The organism is Clostridium uliginosum (genome assembly GCF_900112485.1).
GTDB classification, from domain to species: Bacteria; Bacillota; Clostridia; order Clostridiales; family Clostridiaceae; genus Clostridium; species Clostridium uliginosum.
Genome location: NZ_FOMG01000002.1, coordinates 101,068 through 121,438, shown reverse-complemented (window position 1 = coordinate 121,438; position 20,371 = coordinate 101,068). Strand labels below are relative to the sequence as shown.

Annotated in this window: 16 protein-coding genes and 1 pseudogene; 16 read left to right on the top strand and 1 reads right to left on the bottom strand. The window is 27.9% G+C overall.

The window, feature by feature from the left end; genetic code table 11:
• Positions 1 to 37: 37 nt before the first annotated feature.
• Together BM027_RS02050 and BM027_RS02045 are read left to right on the top strand one after the other, a co-directional pair.
• The gene (locus tag BM027_RS02050; protein WP_090088335.1) at positions 38 to 1,321 is read left to right on the top strand and encodes an LCP family protein; all 1,284 of its coding nucleotides are present in this window, start codon (positions 38 to 40) and stop codon (positions 1,319 to 1,321) included.
• Positions 1,322 to 1,425: 104 nt separating this feature from the next.
• Entirely contained in the window at positions 1,426 to 2,331 is a 906-nt protein-coding gene (locus tag BM027_RS02045) for an RluA family pseudouridine synthase (protein WP_090088333.1), read from the top strand.
• A gap of 465 nt (positions 2,332 to 2,796) precedes the next feature.
• Here BM027_RS02045 and BM027_RS02040 read toward each other — a convergent pair whose 3' ends face one another.
• Positions 2,797 to 4,047, bottom strand: coding sequence for a D-alanyl-D-alanine carboxypeptidase family protein (locus BM027_RS02040; RefSeq protein ID WP_090088331.1), 1,251 nt, complete (start codon positions 4,045 to 4,047; stop codon positions 2,797 to 2,799).
• Between the two features lie 189 nt (positions 4,048 to 4,236).
• Here BM027_RS02040 and BM027_RS02035 point away from each other — a divergent pair, with 189 nt between their 5' ends.
• The 14 genes and pseudogenes from BM027_RS02035 (at position 4,237) to BM027_RS01970 (ending at position 20,115) form a co-directional block, all read left to right on the top strand.
• Entirely contained in the window at positions 4,237 to 4,863 is a 627-nt protein-coding gene (locus BM027_RS02035; protein ID WP_090088329.1) for a ComEA family DNA-binding protein, read from the top strand.
• Positions 4,864 to 5,099: 236 nt separating this feature from the next.
• A complete protein-coding gene (locus tag BM027_RS02030; RefSeq protein ID WP_090088328.1) occupies positions 5,100 to 5,795 on the top strand; it encodes a hypothetical protein in 696 nt (231 codons plus the stop codon).
• A 21-nt stretch (positions 5,796 to 5,816) separates the two neighbouring features.
• Positions 5,817 to 6,239: an RDD family protein gene (locus BM027_RS02025; RefSeq protein WP_090088326.1), complete on the top strand. Its 423-nt coding sequence runs from the start codon at positions 5,817 to 5,819 to the stop codon at positions 6,237 to 6,239.
• 19 nt (positions 6,240 to 6,258) lie between these two features.
• Positions 6,259 to 7,614, top strand: a complete 1,356-nt coding sequence (gene rlmD / locus BM027_RS02020) for a 23S rRNA (uracil(1939)-C(5))-methyltransferase RlmD (protein ID WP_090088324.1) — start codon at positions 6,259 to 6,261, stop codon at positions 7,612 to 7,614.
• Between the two features lie 702 nt (positions 7,615 to 8,316).
• Positions 8,317 to 10,320, top strand: coding sequence for a KUP/HAK/KT family potassium transporter (locus BM027_RS02015; RefSeq protein ID WP_090088322.1), 2,004 nt, complete (start codon positions 8,317 to 8,319; stop codon positions 10,318 to 10,320).
• A 706-nt stretch (positions 10,321 to 11,026) separates the two neighbouring features.
• Positions 11,027 to 11,521, top strand: a pseudogene (locus BM027_RS02010) (HD domain-containing protein).
• Positions 11,522 to 11,783: 262 nt separating this feature from the next.
• Complete coding sequence (locus tag BM027_RS02005; protein ID WP_090088321.1) at positions 11,784 to 12,539, top strand: DUF438 domain-containing protein; 756 nt, start codon at positions 11,784 to 11,786, stop codon at positions 12,537 to 12,539.
• Positions 12,540 to 13,018: 479 nt separating this feature from the next.
• Complete coding sequence (locus BM027_RS02000; RefSeq protein ID WP_090088319.1) at positions 13,019 to 13,201, top strand: DUF1858 domain-containing protein; 183 nt, start codon at positions 13,019 to 13,021, stop codon at positions 13,199 to 13,201.
• A gap of 220 nt (positions 13,202 to 13,421) precedes the next feature.
• A complete protein-coding gene (locus BM027_RS01995) occupies positions 13,422 to 14,111 on the top strand; it encodes a Crp/Fnr family transcriptional regulator (RefSeq protein WP_090088317.1) in 690 nt (229 codons plus the stop codon).
• Positions 14,112 to 14,225: 114 nt separating this feature from the next.
• Complete coding sequence (asrA, locus tag BM027_RS01990) at positions 14,226 to 15,233, top strand: anaerobic sulfite reductase subunit AsrA (protein ID WP_090088315.1); 1,008 nt, start codon at positions 14,226 to 14,228, stop codon at positions 15,231 to 15,233.
• The gene (gene asrB / locus BM027_RS01985) at positions 15,234 to 16,025 is read left to right on the top strand and encodes an anaerobic sulfite reductase subunit AsrB (protein ID WP_090088313.1); all 792 of its coding nucleotides are present in this window, start codon (positions 15,234 to 15,236) and stop codon (positions 16,023 to 16,025) included.
• A gap of 11 nt (positions 16,026 to 16,036) precedes the next feature.
• Complete coding sequence (asrC, locus tag BM027_RS01980; RefSeq protein WP_090088311.1) at positions 16,037 to 17,017, top strand: sulfite reductase subunit C; 981 nt, start codon at positions 16,037 to 16,039, stop codon at positions 17,015 to 17,017.
• A gap of 315 nt (positions 17,018 to 17,332) precedes the next feature.
• Positions 17,333 to 19,036: a hydroxylamine reductase gene (gene hcp, locus BM027_RS01975; RefSeq protein WP_090088309.1), complete on the top strand. Its 1,704-nt coding sequence runs from the start codon at positions 17,333 to 17,335 to the stop codon at positions 19,034 to 19,036.
• A 365-nt stretch (positions 19,037 to 19,401) separates the two neighbouring features.
• Positions 19,402 to 20,115, top strand: coding sequence for a Crp/Fnr family transcriptional regulator (locus tag BM027_RS01970; RefSeq protein WP_090088307.1), 714 nt, complete (start codon positions 19,402 to 19,404; stop codon positions 20,113 to 20,115).
• Positions 20,116 to 20,371: the final 256 nt, after the last annotated feature.

Sequence of the window (20,371 nt, the reverse complement as noted above, 5' to 3'; positions counted from 1 at the left end):
CCATTTAATAATTTTTTTGCTATGAGAGGTGACAAAAATGGGGAGAAGTGGGTTAAATAAGAATAGAAAAATATGGAAAAAGTTTAATATGAAAAAAATCAATTCTAAGACTTTAATTGAAAATGCAGTTTTAGCATTAGTAGCATTAGTAATAACATTTATAATAGTTTCAGTTGGATCTGCATTTTTATTTTTAGGAAAGATAAATAATAATGATATGATTAAAGCTACAAATGTGTCCTATAATAAACCTATAAATATTCTGTTGCTTGGTATGGATATTGGAGATCCAACACAAGTTGAAAACACTGCTATTAAAAGAACCGATACAATAATGGTCTTAAATTATAATCCTGATAATAAAAAAATGCAGATAGTATCAATTCCAAGAGACACTTTAATAGAAGTAAATGGTAAAAATTTTAAGATAAATGCAGCTTATGCAATTGGGAAAGAGCAAAGAATAAAAACAGAAGTAGAGAAATTACTCAGTATAAATGTAAATTATATTGTTAAGATAGATTATAATGCTTTTAGAGAATTTATTGATTCTATTGGAGGCATTAATATGAATATAGAAAGAAATATGATATATGATGATGAAGGACAAAATCTTCACATTAATTTTAAAGCAGGGGAAACTGTTAAATTAGATGGAAAAAAAGCTGAAGAATTTTTTAGATGGAGAAAAAATAATGATGGATCTGGACTTGCTAATGGAGATTTGGATAGAATAGAAAATCAACAAAAATTTATTTCAAAAGTAGTAGATAAATGTACAAGTCCAACTATTTTATTTAAAATTCCTAGTATAATTAAAGCTTTAGGAGATAATATAGAAACTAATATGCCTGGTAGCAGAGTTATATCTTATGGACTTAAGTTTATGAGAATAAATAGTAAAAATATGACTATGAAAACTGCTCAAGGAGTTCCAAAGACTATAAATGGTGAATCTTTTTTAGTATTTGATAAAAACTCTAATAAAGATTTAATAACTTCATTATCATCATCTGGAGGAAGTACAGAAGATTTATCTAAGAAAGATATTACGGTAAAAATATTAAATGCAACTAAGATTAATGGTTTAGCAGCTGGATTAAAGCAACAATTAAATAATCTTGGATATAGAAGAATTGACACTGGTAATATTGAAATAAGGGATGATAGTGTAATATTATCTAACAATGAAGTTATTATAAAAATGCTTACAGAAGATCTTAATGTAGAGAAGCATGAAGAAAAGCCTGAAAAAGCAGAATATAAAGATTATGATATAGTCATAATCTTAGGTAAAGACTTTAAAAATTTTGGAGAGTAGATTTAGACATTTGAAGGAAAATAATTAACTCAACATATAGAAAAATACTGACTAGTTATTTATTTTACAATGCCTATAATGTTGTAAGGGGGAAACTTTGGTAAATGAGCATTTTACAAGAACAAGTTAAAGATGTGGAAGATAAAATTAAAATAAGAGAGTACCTAAAAGCAAAACTTGAATTATCTACAAGATTAATAAGGAGTGCATCAAAAGATCAAAGAATATTTGTTAATAATCAAGTAGTGAGAATGAATTATATGGTTAAAACTGGAGATGTTATAAAGATCGATTTAGATAAGGATGAAGGTCAAGATATAATTCCAGAAAAAATGGATTTAGACATTGTTTATGAAGATGAAGATATTTTAGTTATTAATAAAAAACCATTTATGATAGTCCACCCAACTAAAAATCATAGAAGTGGAACCCTAGCTAATGGAATATTAAATTATTTTCAAGAAACTAATCAAAAGTGTATAGTTAGGTTGGTTTCTAGACTAGATATGAATACATCAGGACTTATTATAATAGCTAAAAATCAATTTTCACATGGAACACTATCTAAGGATATGAAAGAGAAATTACAAAAAAGATATTTAGCAGTAGTTCATGGAAATTTAAAAGAAAAAGAAGGGACTATTGATTTGCCTATCTATAAACCAGAAGGGTTAGAGTATGGGAATGTGCGAGTTGTAGATGAAAGAGGACAAAGAAGTATAACACATTATAAAGTGATTAAAAGTTTTGAACATGGAGATTTAGTAGAGTGCCTTTTAGAAACAGGAAGAACTCATCAAATAAGAGTACATTTAAGTCACTTAGGTTATCCTATTTATGGTGATACTTTATATGGACATGGAGAAGAGGAGGAAGATTTAATAAAACGACAAGCTCTTCACGCTTATGGATTAGATTTTAACTCTCCAAGATGTGGTGAAATGCTTTCATTAAGAGCAGATTTACCAGAAGATATAAAAGAATTATTAGAGAAGATAAAAAGACTTTAGGCACATGAAATAAAATAATAGGCCAAATAGACGAGCTTACTGGTCTATTATTTTTTTGAATGTGCCTTAGTATATTAAAAAATGGAACCTATATAAATAGACTCTTTTTATAAGTGTCTATCATATAGGTTCCATTATATATCTAAAGTTCTTATTTTTAGTTTTTTTACAATGCCTTATTTCATTCATCAGACACAATATCTTTAATTTTTGGCTATGTTTTAAAACCGTGTTGATATTGTTACATATTGTTCAGTGGGCTAAAGAATTAATATAGGAAACTCGACTCATATTCATTCACTGAGTAAGTTCGAGCAACAAAATATAAAATTTTGACTCTCACTTAAGAACATCTAAATGAGTATTGTCCAATTCCAGCTTGCTCCAAAGACAAGCTTCGGACAAGCAATTAATGTGACAATATCAACACTATTCTAAAACATAGCCTAATTTTTTGAACTAAAACTAATGTTTACTTTTTTTCCTTTTTCTTTTCTTTTTTGTAAAGTAACGTAATAAACTTAATGCACCTATAATTAATGCAGTAGTAGTTATAATTAATTTTAAGTTATATTTATTACTAAGAGAAATTATGTTTGCTTTAAGACTAGATTCTTTTGAAACACCAGAAGCTAAATCCATAGAACAAAATTCTTCATTATTTAAATATAGAGTTCCTTTTAAAATCACATCTCCCGTATTAAAAGAAGCTTTATCGAGATCTTTTTCATCGACCTTAAGAAATGTAGTTGCATTTTCTGTTTCATCCTTTGGAATAACATAATCTATGTCTTTTGTAGCAAGAAGAGGAATTGTAAGATCATCATTTATTTTATATGTATCTACTTGCTGACCTTCTTTGTATAGATTTACAAAAACAAAATTATCAAATCCATAGTTAAAAACAGTTTTCATATCTTGAAAATTTTGATTTTTATCTAATGCATTAAGAAAAGAAGCAACTAATACATGTCCATTTTTTTGTGCTGCGGCTGTATATGTATGATTAGATTTAGTAGTATATCCATTTTTTCCTGAGATTGCATAAGGACAATAATACTTTGATACCTGGTTTATCATATAATTTTTATTATTAAGCCAAATTTTTTTAGAAGAATCATTTTTAGGTATAATTTCATAAGATTTTACATTAGAAATATCAATGTAATCTTTATTTTTTATAGCTTCTCTCATTATTAATGCTAAATCATTAGCAGTAGTTACATGTTCAGGATCAGGTAATCCACTAGGATTTTTAAAATTTGTATGTAAAGCGCCAAGTTCTTTTGCTTTATCATTCATAAGTATTGCAAAATCCTCAAGAGAAGAAGAAATATGATAGGCTAAAGCTTCAGCAGCATCATTTCCTGATTCTAAGAGAAGTCCTAGTAATAAATCATGTACAGTTACTACATCGCCTTTTAAAAGTCCTATAGTTGTACCATCAACTTGTGTAAAATCTTTTTCTATTGTAACCTCATCATCTAGTTTACATTTTTCTAAAGCTATTATTGCAGTCATAACTTTAGTTGTTGAGGCTGGTTCTAATACCTTATCACCATTTTTACTGTATAAGATCTTACCAGTGGACGCATCCATTAAAACAGATCCTTCAGCATTTATTTGAGGTGGATCTGTTAATGCTTTAGCACTAATAGACGGAAATAAAACTAAACATAAAAAAAGCGCACTAAATATTTTAAAAATGTTTTTCATAATATTCTCCATAATGTATTACATATTTTTTATTATTTCAATTTTACCAAAAAAAAGATTATTGTGCTATAAAAATATTATAAAAAGATATTTAATAGCATATTGGTAATATATTATGTCAATAATTTTGATATAAGACATTTGAAAAGAAATTTTGTATATGTAATATATAAAGGAGGGGAATATGCTGTGCTTAAAGAAAAAAAGAAGATAGGTATAATTTCAATATTAGTAATATTTCTAATAATATCTACATTTACATATTTTAAAGGTGGATTTAAGGAATTAAAAAAGAATAATGATAAACAAATTTTTGTGGAAGAAAATATACCGCAAAATAACATGGAAGACATTAAAGAAAAACAAGTTACATTAAAAAAGAAATCAATAGTAGTAGAGATAAAAGGAGAAGTAAACAAGCCAGATGTATATGAATTAGAAGAAGATTCTATTATTAAAGATCTTATAGAAAAGGCTGGAGGGCTTACAGGAAATGCTGAGCTTTCTAACATTAATAGAGCTAAAAAACTTCGAAATCATGAATTAATATATATAAGTAATAAAAATGATGTGGTTACTGCAATAAATTGTCCACAAGTGAAAGGAAATTTAACAAATAACAGTGGAAAAATAAATATAAATTCTGCACAATTAGAAGAGTTGAAAAAACTAAATGGAATAGGTGATGCAAAAGCACAAAAGATAATTGATTATAGGCAAATTAAGGGAGGATTTAATTCTATAGAGGACTTAAAAAACATAGAAGGAATTGGTCAAAAGATGTTTGAAAAATTAAAAGAAGAAATAGAAGTTTAATAATTAAAAAAATAATAACACAAAAAGTTACTCTTTATAATGTTTGATTTAATTTTTGAAGTTGACACATAGTTGAAACATAATAATGATACACTATATGTTAGTATTGTGGTATTCTAAATAGGTAGTATTTAGATAAATTAAAATTTAGATGAACAATGGTTTTTAGAAAAAATATATAATATCTTTAACTACATTCAATTAAAATAAAACTTGTAAATTAGGGGGATTTTCTAATGTCCAAAAGAATTTGTGGTATAATAATGAGTCTAATAATTGCAGCTTCCTTAATAGGATGTGGTAATTCTGAAACACAGAACACAGAACAAAGTAATAATAGTAAAGGAAAAACGGAACAGAGCAGTGACGATGAAAATTTAAAAGGATCATGGTCTGAAGATTATAGTTTAGATCAAACTAAATCCTTTTTTAATAGTTATTTAACTAAGATGGAGAATATAACAAAGGAATTTGAATTAAAATATTCAAAAGACGAAACTGTAAAAAAAGAAAATGATCAAACTATAAATGATAATTCAATATATTTTGATAATAAAAATCCAGAACCAAATAGAATTGAAAGTATGTATTTTGGAATGAAAATATATGGTGAAGATTTATCATCAGGTGATATAGAATTAAAATTAAGTTTAAAATTTGATAGTAAAGATACTATTAAAAATCAAGACTTTGATTTAGGAAAAACATCTTTCAATAAATATATAGCAGCTTTTACAGGTAAAGAAAAAAGAGATTATTCATCAATAAATAAGCAAATAATAGATGGATTAAAAGAAGGAAAATCTGATATTATTATAAAAGATAGTATAGATGGATTAAAAGAAGAAATAACGGTAAGTAAAGATTACATATTATATAAATTAGCTACTAAAAAATATGATTTTACAAAGCCAAACACTACTTTAAAGTAGAATTTTAAGGGGGACAATATTTTGAATCAAGACAAAAACAATATTAATGAAAGCAAAATACAAGATAAGAAAGTAGACGATGAAACAATGAAAAATGAAAGCTCACAAGAAAAATCAACTAATTCAGATAATGAAGTTGAAGATTTTATAACAGTAAAAAACGAAGACTGCATTAATGAAGACATTAAAAAAGAAATTAATTATAAACCATCATTATTATTAAAGTTATTTTCAACTGCAATTGATCAAATAGTAACACTTGCAATTTCAGGAATTGTATTAGTAATTTTTGATTTTATATTAAAGGTAATAGGATACAATGTATTAATGCCATTGGCATTTTTATTAATATTTTATTATTTAGTTAACGTTTTATATACACCAATAGTTGAAAAGACAAGATTAAAAAAGAGCATAGGAAAAAGAATTCTTAATATAGACTAAAGATTGTAGGAGTATGTTAATGAGAAGAGGAAGCGAAGTAAAAGTTAAGATAGAAAAGTCACAATTTCCTTCAATAGGAATAGGATACGTGGAAGATAAGATAGTATATGTAAAAAATACTTTTCCAGGTCAAGTAATAACAGGTAGAGTTAAGAAAAATAGAAAAGAATATTCCGAAGTAAAGTTACTCAGTGTAGATGAAAGGACAGATTATGAAATAGAGGCTGAATGTCCTCATTTTGGAGTATGTGGTGGTTGTTCATCTCAAACACTGCCTTATGAAAAGCAATTAGAGCTTTTAGGTGAAGAAGTTAAAGCTTTGTTCAAAGAAGCAGATGTTCCTACAGGAGAATACTTAGGAGTATTAGGAAGTCCAAATCAATGGGAATATAGAAATAAGATGGAATTCACCTTTGGAGATGAAGAAAAAGGTGGGGAGCTTTCGATAGGAATGCATATGAGAGCTAAATCTTTTGGGATAATGACTGTAGATAATTGTAAAATTGTTGATGAAGATTATAGAACAATAATAAAATTAACTGCAGATTATTTTGGAAAACAAGATTTACCTTATTATAGAGTAATGAAAAGAGAAGGTTACTTAAGACATTTAGTAATAAGAAAAGCTCAAAACACTGGAGAAATATTAGTAAATTTAGTTACAACAACACAAATAGATTTTGATTTAAGTGAATATGTAAAACTTTTAAAAGATCAAGATTATGAAGGCAAATTAGTATCAATACTTCATACAGAAAATGATTCATTATCTGATGCAGTAATTCCACAAAAGGTTAACATACTATATGGAAGAGATTACATTAAAGAAACGGTGTTAGGACTTAAATTTAATATATCACCATTTTCATTTTTCCAAACCAATACAAAAGGTGCAGAAAGTCTTTACTCAATAGTTAGAGATTTTATGGGAAGTGCAGAAAATAAAGTAGTATTTGATCTTTATTGTGGAACAGGAACAATTGGTCAAATAGTAGCACCTACTGCAAAAAAGGTTGTAGGAATTGAACTTATAGAAGAAGCTGTAGAAGCAGCAAAAGAAAATGCTAAGATTAATGGATTATATAACTGTGAATTCTTAGCTGGTGATGTAGCGGAAATAATAAAAACGGTTAAAGATAAACCAGACATAATAATATTAGATCCGCCAAGAAGTGGAGTACATCCAAAAGCATTAGATTATGTAATAAAATTTAATGCTAAAGAAATAATATATGTTTCATGTAATCCTAAGACTTTAGTGACAGATTTAAAGACACTAACAGAAAGAGGATATGAGATAATACAAACTAAAGTTAAAGATATGTTCCCTAACACACCTCACGCTGAAACTGTAGTGAAACTAATCAAGAAATAGAGCCATTTATAAAGGATAAAAGTATAAAAAAACTTCCGTCTTCCACCATTCTTACACCTTAAGAATTATGATGACGGAAGTTTTTTATTTATTGTCAATTCAAATAACTTAACACTTTCATCAGACATTTTTTTTGTGACATGAGAATAAAATTTTCATTTTACAGCTTACAGGCTATGCCTGTGGGCTTTTTTCTTATGAAAAAATCAAGAGAAAAAGGTTGAGAAAATTAGCTCATCTATTTTGAATTTTTGTTGAAGTGAATTTGGACAAAAATAATAATAAGATATTAGAAACTTTTAGAAAAATAATCTCTTATTATATTAAAGAAATGGGTGTATATAATTTGTTAGAATTTTAAACGGAACCATAACAAAAGCACAATTACATTATATGTCAGAAAATGACGGCCTTCAACAATAAATATGAAATATTAAAGTAGATTTAAGAATAAAAATGAAGATTATTAAAATTTATAATCTAATTTTGCTAATTTTGTCAAAATTAGATTGACTTATTTTTTAACCGTGTTATGATAAATATTATTTCAACAATAAGCAAATAATAAATGTGTTGAATTAATAATATACACTTGCAATGTATAACAAGTTTAAAGAGTAACTTAAAAAAATTAATTCAAATATATAAGCGTAATTAGAACTTATATATTACTATTTTAAATGCAGAAAAGGAAGATTAAATATGAAATCAATTATGAAACAAAACAATATTTCTAAATTGACCTTAGGCGGGATTTTAGTAACATTAGGTGTGGTTTATGGAGATATCGGAACTTCACCACTTTATGTAATGAAATCAGTCCTCAAGGGTAATGGTGGTTTAGAAAATGTATCTGAAAATTTTATTCTTGGAACTTTGTCCCTGGTTTTTTGGACAATTACTATTTTAACAACAATAAAATATGTTCTTATCACTTTAAAAGCAGATAATAAGGGTGAAGGTGGCATTTTTTCTCTTTTCACTTTAGTTCGTAATCGTGCAAAGTGGCTTATTATTCCTGCTATGATTGGTGGATCTGCACTCTTAGCTGATGGAATGTTGACACCTGCTGTAACTGTAACTTCAGCAATTGAAGGGCTAAAGCTAATTCCAAAGTTTAATATGGTTTTTGGTAGCCATCAAAATAGTATTATTACAATTGTAATAACAATTATAAGTATTCTCTTTTTTGTTCAACATTTTGGAACTGATTTAATTGGGAAAGTGTTTGGTCCAATTATGCTTATTTGGTTTTGTAGTTTAGCATTCTTTGGAATTGTTAATATTTCTCATGATTGGACATTATTACGTGCATTATCACCGCACTATGGCATTAGCATTCTTTTTAGTAGTGAAAATAAATTAGGATTCTTTATCCTTGGTAGTATATTTTTATCATCAACAGGTGCTGAAGCTCTTTACTCAGATCTTGGACACGTTGGTAAAAATAACATTTATCGCACTTGGCCTTTTGTTAAAATATGTTTATTATTAAATTATTTTGGTCAAGGAGCTTGGATATTGGCAGCCAAGAACAATCCTAAGTTTCTTAATTTGGAAGATTTAAACCCATTTTTTCAAATGATGCCAAATAGTCTTTTGATATTTGGTATAATAATTTCAACTTTAGCTGCAATTATTGCTTCGCAGGCATTAATTTCAGGGTCTTTTACACTTGTATCTGAAGCAATTAAATTGAACTTATTTCCTAGATTACATACTATGTATCCATCTAGTTCTAAAGGCCAGCTCTATATACCAGCAGTTAATAGATTTTTATGGATTGTTTGTATTGGAATTGTTCTTTACTTTAAAAATTCAGAACATATGGAAGCAGCATATGGACTAGCAATTACAGTTACTATGTTAATGACGACTATTCTGTTATTTAACTATTTATTAAAACAAAAGACTCCATTTATTATTGCTCTAATTATGCTTATTTTCTTTGCTAGCTTTGAATTTTCTTTCTTGATTGCAAATGTTGTTAAATTTACGCATGGAGGATTTGTAGCTGTCTTAATTGCTTTTGCAATATTAGCTATTATGTATATTTGGATCAAAGGCTACAATATTAAAATGAGATTATTAGATAATGTTCTAATTGAAGATCATATAAATCAACTAAATAGATTATGCCAAGATCCTGATCGCCCTAAATATACAACTAACCTTGTATGTTTAACTAGTACTCACGATCCTAAACAAATTGAAAGGACAATAATGTACTCTATCTTTGATAAAAGACCTAAGAAAGCAGATGTTTACTGGTTTGTTCATATTTCTGTTACTGATGAACCTTATCAATCAGATTATAGTGTAGATACTTTTGGAACATCCAACATTGTAAGAGTTCGACTAAAGCTTGGATTCCGAGTAGAGCAAAAATTAAATGTTTTCTTACGTCAAATTTCAACTGAATTAGTTGAGAGTGGAGAAATAAAACTTCAATCTAGAACTTACACCACACTTCCTGACCGAAAAGTTGGTGATTTTCGTTTTATTTTAACTCAAGAACAACTTTCATATGAATCAGGACTAGGTTTTTGGGATTCGTTTATACTTAGATCTAAATTATTTATAAAAAGATTTACTGTTTCTCCAGCAAAATGGTTTGGGCTTGATACTAGTGATGTTTATATCGAAAAAATTCCACTATTTTTAGGACACATTGATGGTACGATTTTAAAAAGAACTTCAAAATAATGTTGTTTGAATTTTATTAATCTTCTGGATTTATGTCACTGACCAATAATACTTGTGGATAAAACTGGTGCCCCAATTCTTATTTAATGTATTAAACAATTAAAGAGGTTTTCTTTATAATGAAGAAAACCTCTTTAATTCATGTTTTAACTCTTATTTGCCTTGTCCTCCTGTATTTTTGCGCCTTCTTGATGAGAAATCAGCTAATTCCTTATATACGAATATTAATATTGTCCCTATGAAACCTACTACCAAAGCATAATCAACTAAAAAAGTCTTGCTACTTTGATAAGACATCTGTCATATTGAAAAAACTGTGCAGAAGTAGGTGGATATAAGCAAGAAAAAATGATGATTAAGCGAGAATTAAACATGTAGTCATTATTAGTGACAAAGCACATATATCAAGGGCTAAGATAGAATAATAATAGGATTAAGGATAGAACTTCCTTAGTCCTATTTTCATACCTTTTTTCGATTTCACCTTCAATAATACCATATAAAAAGTCCGGATAAATGTATGGCAAAACTGACCTGAAGGGGATACAGATATGGGTATAAAGATTGAAGTAAAGCAAGATAAATAAATAATTGCTTAAATAATATAATAGGGTAACATACGTTACTGTATATTTACATAAAAATAGTTATAATGTAAATAAAAATGGATTTTATATATAAATATGAATTGAGGAGGAAACTAAGGATGATAGAACAATTGATTAAAGAAATGATTGCATATTATGAAGGAGATCCAAAGCGTATTCAACACTTTATAAAAGTACACAATTTTTCTAAGACAATTGGTGTCTTAGAAAATTTAGATAAAGATACATTATATATACTTGAAACAGCAGCTGTTATTCATGATATATAAATAAGATTTTGTGAAGAAAAATATAATGGTGATTGTAATGGAAAGCTTCAGGAAAAAGAAGGACCAGCTCTTGCAAAAGATTTATTAACTAATTTAGGCTATGATGAAAAAGTGATTGATAGAGTGTGCTTTTTAGTTGGACATCATCATACGTATAGCAATATAGACAATATTGATTATCAAATTTTAGTTGAAGCAGATTTTCTTGTAAATTTATATGAAGATAATTTTGGAATAAATGCAGTAGAAAGCACTTATAAAAAAATATTTAAAACAGAAAATGGAAAATTATTTTGCAAACATATGTTTAAACTTAATATTTAAACTATCATAGCATAATATAATAAAAACTACTGTAACAATTGTTACAGTAGTTTTTATTATATTATGTTTTCATCATTTGTTATATGCAATCCTACCTAACAAGAAGTATAGAAACGATTCTATCTTTATAAGAATCCTTTGGTTTCATTTAAAACTTTTTTAACTTTGATTTAAATCACATTTTTATAAATCAAAGTTAAGTAGAATTAGGACATAGAAATGTAGCATTTGAAAACAAGTTTTATATAAGGAGGAATTAAAAATGGATAATAGAAAGATAGAAAAATTAACTGAAGTTTTACAAAAATTAAATCAGGTGGGCGTAACGGAAGCTTTAAGAAAAGAGGCTTTAGATATTGTTTCAAATATAAATCCTATTGAGCTGTCAATTGCAGAACAAAATTTAATAGAAAAAGGAATGAATCCTCAAGATTTAAGGCATCTTTGTGATATTCACATGGAAGTTCTAAAAGGCGAACTTGATAAAATTAAAACAAAAATTGAACCAAGTCATGTTGTGCATACACTTATTGCTGAACATGATAAAATTCTTGAGTTTTTAACCGAACTCGAAGAAATTAATTCTAAAATTCAAAAACTAGAAAGCTATAACAGCAGTTTAGAAGAATTTGAAGCATTAAAAACTGTTGTAAATAATATATTAGATGCAGAAAATCACCACCAAAGAGAAGAAAAAGTGTTGTTTACTGAGATGGAAGATAGAAAGATCACTGGTCCAACTAGAATTATGAGAATGGAACATGATGATTTGAGAGCTAAGAAAAAGTTTTTAAAACAGACAGCTGAAGAAGTTTCTCAATTAGAATTTAATGAGTTTAAAGAAAAAGTTGATGACACAGCAAAATATATAATTTTTAATTTAAGAGATCACATATTTAAAGAGAATTATATTTTATATCCTACAGCAATAGAATCTATAAAAGAAAAGGAAATATGGAAGGATATGAAGAGACGGTGTGATGAAATAGGATATTGTGGATTTACACCTAAAGTATAATTTTTTAAACAATAAGTTAAGGCTATGTTTTAAAACCGTGTTGATATTGTTCAGTGGGCTAAAGAATTAATATAGGAAACTCGACTCATATTCATTCGCTGAGTAAGTTCGAGCAACAAAATATAAAATTTTGACTCTCACTTAAGAACATCTAAATGAGTATAGTCCCATTCCAGCTTGCTCCAAAGACAAGCTTCGGACAAGCAACTAATGTGACAATACTCATTAAGAGTTCTAAAAGTCCAATTCTAATGCCCACTGAACAAAAATGTAACAATATCAACACTATATTAAAACATAGCCTAAGTTAAAAAGGTATTAATAAAAAATAAATTGTAACATGGGTTACAGATTGAATGGTAGTTAAGTAATATACTATGAAATATAGGATAAATATTTCTAACTTATGAATTTAATAATATATTAAATTCATAAGTTAAAGAAAATTAATTAGATTAAAGTAGAGGAGAAGATTAAATATGATAACTAAAGATTTAACAATAGGAGAAGTAATAAGAACAAAGGAAGATGCACCACAAATCTTAATGAGCTTTGGAATGGGATGTGTTGGATGTCCATCTTCACAAGCAGAAACAATTGAAGATGCTACTAAGGTTCATGGACTAAATTTAGAAGAATTATTAGAAGCGTTAAATAAATAAATTAGACATATGAAAGAAAGTAATAGGCTAAAGATGCGATGTAGTATGATACAAAATAGATAAGCATATTGGCCTATTATTTTTTTGTTGTGCCTAAAAGCTTTCTATAAACAATAATTATAATGGTAATGATTTTAAATTATTTTTTTAAGTTATTATTAAAATGTGATAGAATGATTATTAATATTATTTTTTGAATATGTTTTTAGAAGGAGTATGTATGGGGTATAGAGAAGAAGAACTTAGGAAATTAAAAATTTTTTCGGAGATATCAGATAAGTCTATTTATTTAATATATAAGCACGGAAAAATAAAAAAATATATGGCAGGAAGTATGATTTTTTTAGACAAGGAACGTATAAATTTGATTTATGTAGTGATGAGTGGAGCTGTATCATTGTATAAAGTTAACGAAAATGGACAGAAAAAAGTTTTGTTTATACTGGATAAGGGAAAAATAATCAACGAAGTTATAGTTGAAGATATTACAGAATCAATAAATTGTGAAGTATTTGAAGAGGCTGAAATATTAGAAATTTATAGAGATACATTCATAGACATAATGGAAAGTGATTTTCAGCTCACAAAAGCAGTTATAGATTCATTATCAAATAAGGTTAGACGTATGTATAGGCAATTAAAGAACACATCATCTTCTATAAAGATAGAAAAGAAGCTTGTTGCTAAAATATATAAGCTAGGAAAAGATTATGGAATTAGTTGTGATGATGGAACTATGATTGACATGAATATAAGTATTACATATCTTGCAGATTTGCTAGGAAGTCAGAGAGAAACAGTTTCAAGAGCTATAAAAATATTACAGAATAAAAAGCTATTTTATTATAAGGACAAAAGAATATTTATACCTGATTTACAAAAACTTTCTGATTATTTTAAAACATCGTGATATATATCACGGTGTTTATTTTTTATTTTAAGTATTCTATTAGTATAAGTTAATTGTAATAAACTTAAATACCATATTAAGTGAAAAAATTAACAAAGAAAAAGGAGTGTTAAAATGGGATATCAAATAATTACTCAAAATATAAATTCTATTTTGAATAAGCTTTCAAAAGAATACTTAATTTATGCACCAAAAGTTTTTAAAGGCGATGGATGTTTTTCAGATACAGATACAGTCAGATATGGTGAGATATCAACAATAGAGGAAATTGTTTTTGATAGAAAATCTGATTATTCATTTAAAGAAATACTGTTACCTATTACACAAACTTTATTCTATTTTACAGAGGATGAAGTAAAGTCCGCAGACGCACCTAAAAAGGGAGCAATTATTTTCTTAAGAAGTTGTGATTTACATGCTTTAAAGCGTATGGATCAAATTTATTTAAATAATGGACCAGAAGATTTTTATTATAAAAGACTTAGAGAAAATACGAAGTTTGTTCTTATGGGATGTAATGAAACATTTGATAATTGTTTCTGTGTAGATATGAAAACTAATACAACAGATGAGTATGATGCTTACATAAAAGTTAATGAAGACTTCACATCAATAGATTGCAAATGGGAAAAGCTAGAGAATCTTATAAAAGAAGAAAAGTTTAAAGAAGAAAAAGTAAATCCAAACTTTATTATAGAAAATAAAGTTCATGTAAATATACCAGATAATTTATCAACCAAAATAGTAGATTCTAAGATATGGGATGAATATACAAGCCGTTGCATAGGTTGTGGACGTTGTAATTTTGTTTGTCCAACTTGTACGTGCTTTACTATGCAGGATATTTTCTATAAGGATAATGGAAAGACTGGAGAACGTCGTAAAATTTGGGCTTCATGTCAAATTGATGGATATACAGATATGGCTGGTGGAATTACATTTAGAAAACCACAAGGTCAACGTATGAGATTTAAAGTTATGCATAAAGTTTATGATTATAAAAAACGTTTTGGATATCATATGTGTGTAGGATGTGGACGTTGTGATGATGTTTGTCCTGAATATATATCTTTTTCAAATTGTATAAATAAACTTGAAAATGCTATGAATGAGGTGGAATAAATGAAGAATGAATATATCCCATTTTTATCAGAAATAAAAGAAGTTATTAAACATACTGATATAGAATATACTTTTCGAATGATTTATGAAGGACAAGTTAAACCGGGTCAATTTTTTGAGGTTTCACTGCCTAAATTTGGTGAAGCGCCTATTTCAGTAAGTGGTATTGGTGAAGGTACTGTAGATTTAACAATACGTAAAGTTGGAAAAGTTACTAATGAAATATTTACTAATTATGTTGGAGATAAGTTATTTTTGAGAGGACCGTATGGTAATGGCTTTGATGTAAAAGATTATGAAGGCAAAGAAGTTACAGTAGTTGCTGGAGGAACAGGACTTTCACCAGTTAGAGGTGTAGTAGATTATTTTGCAAATAACAGTGATAAGTGTGAAAAATTTAATTTAATTTGTGGATTTAAATCACCTAATGATGTTTTATTTAAAGCCGATTTAAAAGAGTGGGAAAAAAATATAAATTTAATTTTAACAGTCGACAAAGCTGAAGAAGGCTATGAAGGCAAAATTGGATTAGTTACTACTTTTATTCCAGGACTAGAAATTAAGGATGTTAAAAATACAGCATTTGTAGTTGTTGGACCTCCTATAATGATGAAATTTACAGTAGCAGAAATATTAAAAAGAGGAGTTCCAGAAGAAAATATTTGGATTTCTCAAGAAAGAAAAATGTGCTGTGGTCTTGGTAAATGTGGACATTGCAAAATGGATGACACATATATCTGCTTAGATGGTCCAGTATTTAATTACACTAAAGGAAAACAATTAATAGATTAGGAGGGGTAGTAATGGATATAAATACAAAGAAACTTAAAAAAAATGCCTTTAGAGTTTCTAAGGTTAGAGGTATTGGTGCTTCAAGAATCAGAGTTCCAGGTGGATATTTAAAATCTGAAATTTTAGGAATGGTGCAAGAAATATCAGAAAAATACGGTAATGGCATCGTTCATTTAACTTCAAGACAGGGTTTTGAAATTGAAGGCATAAAATATGAGGACATGGAAGCTGTAAAAGTTCTTTTGAAACCTATTATAGAAGGATTAGAAATAAACCAAGTAGATACTGAAAACGGATATGAATCTTCAGGTACAAGAAATGTTTCAGCATGTATTGGTAATAACGTTTGTCCTTTTGCAAATTATAATACTGCAGAATTTGCAAAAAGAATAGATAAAGCTATTTTCCCAAATGACTTACATGTTAAGATTGCTCTTACTGGCTGCTCTAATGACTGTGCAAAGGCAAGAATGCAGGACTTTGGAATAATAGGTATGACAGAACCTCAATATGAAGCGGATCGTTGTATAAGCTGCGGAGCTTGTGTTAAGGCTTGTAAAAAATTATCTGTAGGGGCTTTATCTTTTGAAAATTACAAAGTGGTAAGAAATACAGAAAAATGTGTAGGTTGTGGTGTTTGTGTCACTAAATGTCCAACAAGAGCATGGACTAGAAGTAATGAAAAATATTATAAGCTAGTTATAATGGGCAGAACAGGTAAGAAAAATCCAAGACTTGCACAAGATTTTCTAATCTGGGCTGATGAAGAAAGCATTACAAAGATAATTTTAAACACATATAAATTTGCAGAAAAATATATAGATCCAGAAGCTCCAGCTAGAAAAGAACACATAGGATATATAATCGATAGAGTTGGCTTTGAAGAATATAAGAAATGGGCATTAGATGGAGTTGAGTTAGGATCAAAGGTAATAAAGAAAGATTGCGTATATTGGTGCGGAATACATTACAACTCAACTGATAATCTGTAATATCTAATAGTAGATTTTACAACTAGATGGAGATGAAGAATTTGTAGTATACCTTGCTGCACTTGGAAAAAAGCCAGAATAATTAAATAACCATAATAAATTATTAATTTTAAATTAGTAACGTATGTTACAGAAATAAAGAAAAGATTATAGTAAACTTTAAATTGTCGAAGAGACAAAATAATAACAATAAATTATAAATTCATATAGGTGTTAATTAATATTCTATATCTAATTTCTTATAAACAATGAAAATGTAGAATGCTTTTGAAACTTATATATTAAAATATAAAAAAAGAAATAGGGGGACATAATATGTCAATGTTTTGTTATCAATGTCAAGAAACTGCTGGATGTAAAGGCTGTACTGTAAAAGGTGTTTGTGGTAAAGATGAACATGTAGCAAAGGCTCAAGATTTATTAATATATGTAACTAAAGGACTAGCTATAGTAAGTAACGAAGGAAGAAAAGTTGGAGTTACAGATAGTAAAGTTGATAAATACATAACAGAAAATTTATTTACAACAATTACAAATGCTAATTTCGATAGAGATTCCATTTTAGATAGAGTAAGAGAAACTTTAAAATTAAGAGAAATCTTAAAAGTTAAAGTTGTTAAAGCTGGTGGTCAAGTTGGAGAAGTGAAAGTAAATGGTGGTTTTTTCAAAAAAATGCTTGGAATGCAAACTTCAGAAATGATAATGCCAGAGGCAGCTGTTTGGACTGCTGATAATACAATAGAATTTGATGCAAAGGCTGAAAAAGTAGGAGTACTTTCAACTGAAAATGAAGATATAAGAAGCTTAAGAGAGCTTATCACTTATGGATTAAAAGGATTATCTGCTTATATGAAGCATGCTATGAACTTAAAATATAACAATGAAGAAGTTCATAAATTTATGGCAAAAGCATTAGCAGCTACAATAGATGATAGTCTAACTGTTGATGACTTAGTTGCATTATCATTAGAAGCTGGTAAATTTGGTGTAGACGGTATGGCATTACTTGATAAAGCTAATACTGAAAGCTATGGACATCCTGAAATAACAACTGTAGATATTGGAGTTAGAACTAATCCAGGAATATTAATTTCAGGGCATGATTTAAAAGACTTAGAAATACTACTTGAGCAAACAGAAGGAACTGGAGTAGATGTATATACTCATGGAGAAATGCTTGCTGGACAATATTATCCGAAATTTAAGAAATATGAACATTTTTCAGGAAACTATGGAAATGCATGGTGGAAACAAAAAGAAGAATTTGAAAAGTTTAATGGACCAATACTTATGACTACAAACTGTATAGTTATACCAAAAGATTCTTATAAGAATAGATTATTTACAACAGGTGCTACTGGAATGCCAGGATGTCCTCATATAGAAGCTGATTCTAAAGGAACAAAAGATTTCTCTGAAATTATAAAAATGGCTAAAAAATGTAGTGCACCTACAGAAATAGAAAAAGGACAAATAGTTGGTGGATTTGCTCATAACCAAGTTTTAGCTCTTGCAGACAAAGTTGTAGATGCTGTTAAAGCTGGTGCTATAAAGAGATTCTTTGTAATGGCTGGTTGCGATGGAAGAGCTAAATCAAGAAATTATTATACTGATTTTGCAGAAAAGTTACCAAAAGATACAGTTATATTAACTGCAGGTTGTGCTAAATACAAATATAATAAATTAAACTTAGGTGATATTGGAGGAATTCCAAGAGTATTAGATGCAGGACAATGTAATGATTCATATTCATTAGTTGTTATAGCACTAAAACTTCAAGAAGTATTTGGGTTAGATGATATAAACAAATTACCTATATCATACAACATAGCTTGGTATGAACAAAAAGCTGTAATAGTATTATTATCATTATTACATTTAGGTGTTAAAAATATTCACTTAGGACCAACACTTCCAGCATTCCTTTCACCAAATGTTGCTAAAGTATTAATAGATAACTTTGGAATTGGTGGAATTACTACTGTAGAAGATGATATGAAGATGTTTATGGAAAGCTAATATTTAAATAATATTAGGCATATGAAAGAAAATAACAGACCAAAGATACGACGTATATTTGGTGTCAGACAAGGCGGTAAGTTTTGCTTATAGCGGGCTATTAGTGAAACTTACTAATGCAGTATGCCACAAAATAGACAAGCATACTGGTCTGTTACTTTTTTGAATCTGCCTTACATACTCAAGGGATAATTAAATTTATCCTTTGAGTATTTTTTATTATAAGGAACATGAAAGAAAATAATAGACAAGTATACTGATCTATTATTTTTTTAATGTACCTAATATTAGGTGAAAAAGCTCTATTATCTGAATAAATTGTTAATATAAGAAAAAGATATATAAATACAAGGGAGAGTGATGTTATGAGTAATCATTGTAGCAATTGCTGTAATAATTGTAGGGGAGAACTTTGTGCAAGCAAGGTTCCGATATTTGAAAATTTAAATAATGAAGAGTTAATAGAGATTGTAAAAACTATTAAGCATAAGGAATATAGTAAAGGAGATGTTATTTTTACTGAAGGAAATGTAGCCAATACGCTTTATTTTATAAATGAAGGAAAGATAAAATTATATAAGTATACTAAAGATGGTAAGGAGCAGATATTGCATGTACTTTCAGAAGGAGATTTTTTTGGAGAATTAGATTTGATAAAACCTTCTAAGTATGGATTTAATTCAAAAGCAATAGTAAATTCTAAGATATGTACTCTTACTAAAGATGAAATGAAAGATATAATTATGAGAAAGCCAGAGATTGGAATAAAAGTATTAGAAACTGTAGGAGAAAGATTAGCAAAAGTAGAAAATCTTGTGCAGAATCTTGCAACTAATGATGTGGATTCAAGAATGGCTTATTTACTAACAGATTTAATAGAAAGATATGGAGAGTCAATAGAAAAAAACATATCTATAAAATTACCTCTATCAAGAGAAGATATGGCGAGTTTTATTGGAGTAACAAGGGAAACTATAAGTAGAAAATTAAAAAAGTTTGAAGATGAGAAATTAATAAAAATAGTAGGAACAAAGAATATTATAATTTTAGATGAAGAAGGCTTAAAAGATTATATTTAAGATCTAATTAAGATTCTACAGTACTAATTCATCATACCATAATTAAATAGATGCAGATTTTAATAGAATATATATATTTAAAACAAAAGCTCGTTATTACACTATTTAGTGATGATGAGCTTTATTTTTATTATACAGAGCTTTTTAGTGTGTTATAAATATATCTTAAGTGATGATAATATCAACATAATAGATAAAAAATAAATTTTAATTAGAGTTTTGATTTAAATCACATTTTATTAAAATCAATAAAGCT

Excerpts from the sequence above, each read along its gene's own strand:
- BM027_RS02005 (WP_090088321.1), top strand. The coding sequence starts at position 11,784 with ATGGATAATAGAAAGATAGAAAAATTAACTGAAGTTTTACAAAAATTA.
- BM027_RS02040 (WP_090088331.1), bottom strand. The coding sequence starts at position 4,047 with ATGAAAAACATTTTTAAAATATTTAGTGCGCTTTTTTTATGTTTAGTT.
- BM027_RS01970 (WP_090088307.1), top strand. The coding sequence starts at position 19,402 with ATGAGTAATCATTGTAGCAATTGCTGTAATAATTGTAGGGGAGAACTT.
- BM027_RS01995 (WP_090088317.1), top strand. The coding sequence starts at position 13,422 with ATGGGGTATAGAGAAGAAGAACTTAGGAAATTAAAAATTTTTTCGGAG.
- rlmD (WP_090088324.1), top strand. The coding sequence starts at position 6,259 with ATGAGAAGAGGAAGCGAAGTAAAAGTTAAGATAGAAAAGTCACAATTT.
- BM027_RS02050 (WP_090088335.1), top strand. The coding sequence starts at position 38 with ATGGGGAGAAGTGGGTTAAATAAGAATAGAAAAATATGGAAAAAGTTT.
- BM027_RS02030 (WP_090088328.1), top strand. The coding sequence starts at position 5,100 with ATGTCCAAAAGAATTTGTGGTATAATAATGAGTCTAATAATTGCAGCT.
- BM027_RS02045 (WP_090088333.1), top strand. The coding sequence starts at position 1,426 with ATGAGCATTTTACAAGAACAAGTTAAAGATGTGGAAGATAAAATTAAA.
- asrA (WP_090088315.1), top strand. The coding sequence starts at position 14,226 with ATGGGATATCAAATAATTACTCAAAATATAAATTCTATTTTGAATAAG.
- BM027_RS02015 (WP_090088322.1), top strand. The coding sequence starts at position 8,317 with ATGAAATCAATTATGAAACAAAACAATATTTCTAAATTGACCTTAGGC.
- hcp (WP_090088309.1), top strand. The coding sequence starts at position 17,333 with ATGTCAATGTTTTGTTATCAATGTCAAGAAACTGCTGGATGTAAAGGC.
- BM027_RS02000 (WP_090088319.1), top strand. The coding sequence starts at position 13,019 with ATGATAACTAAAGATTTAACAATAGGAGAAGTAATAAGAACAAAGGAA.
- asrC (WP_090088311.1), top strand. The coding sequence starts at position 16,037 with ATGGATATAAATACAAAGAAACTTAAAAAAAATGCCTTTAGAGTTTCT.
- asrB (WP_090088313.1), top strand. The coding sequence starts at position 15,234 with ATGAAGAATGAATATATCCCATTTTTATCAGAAATAAAAGAAGTTATT.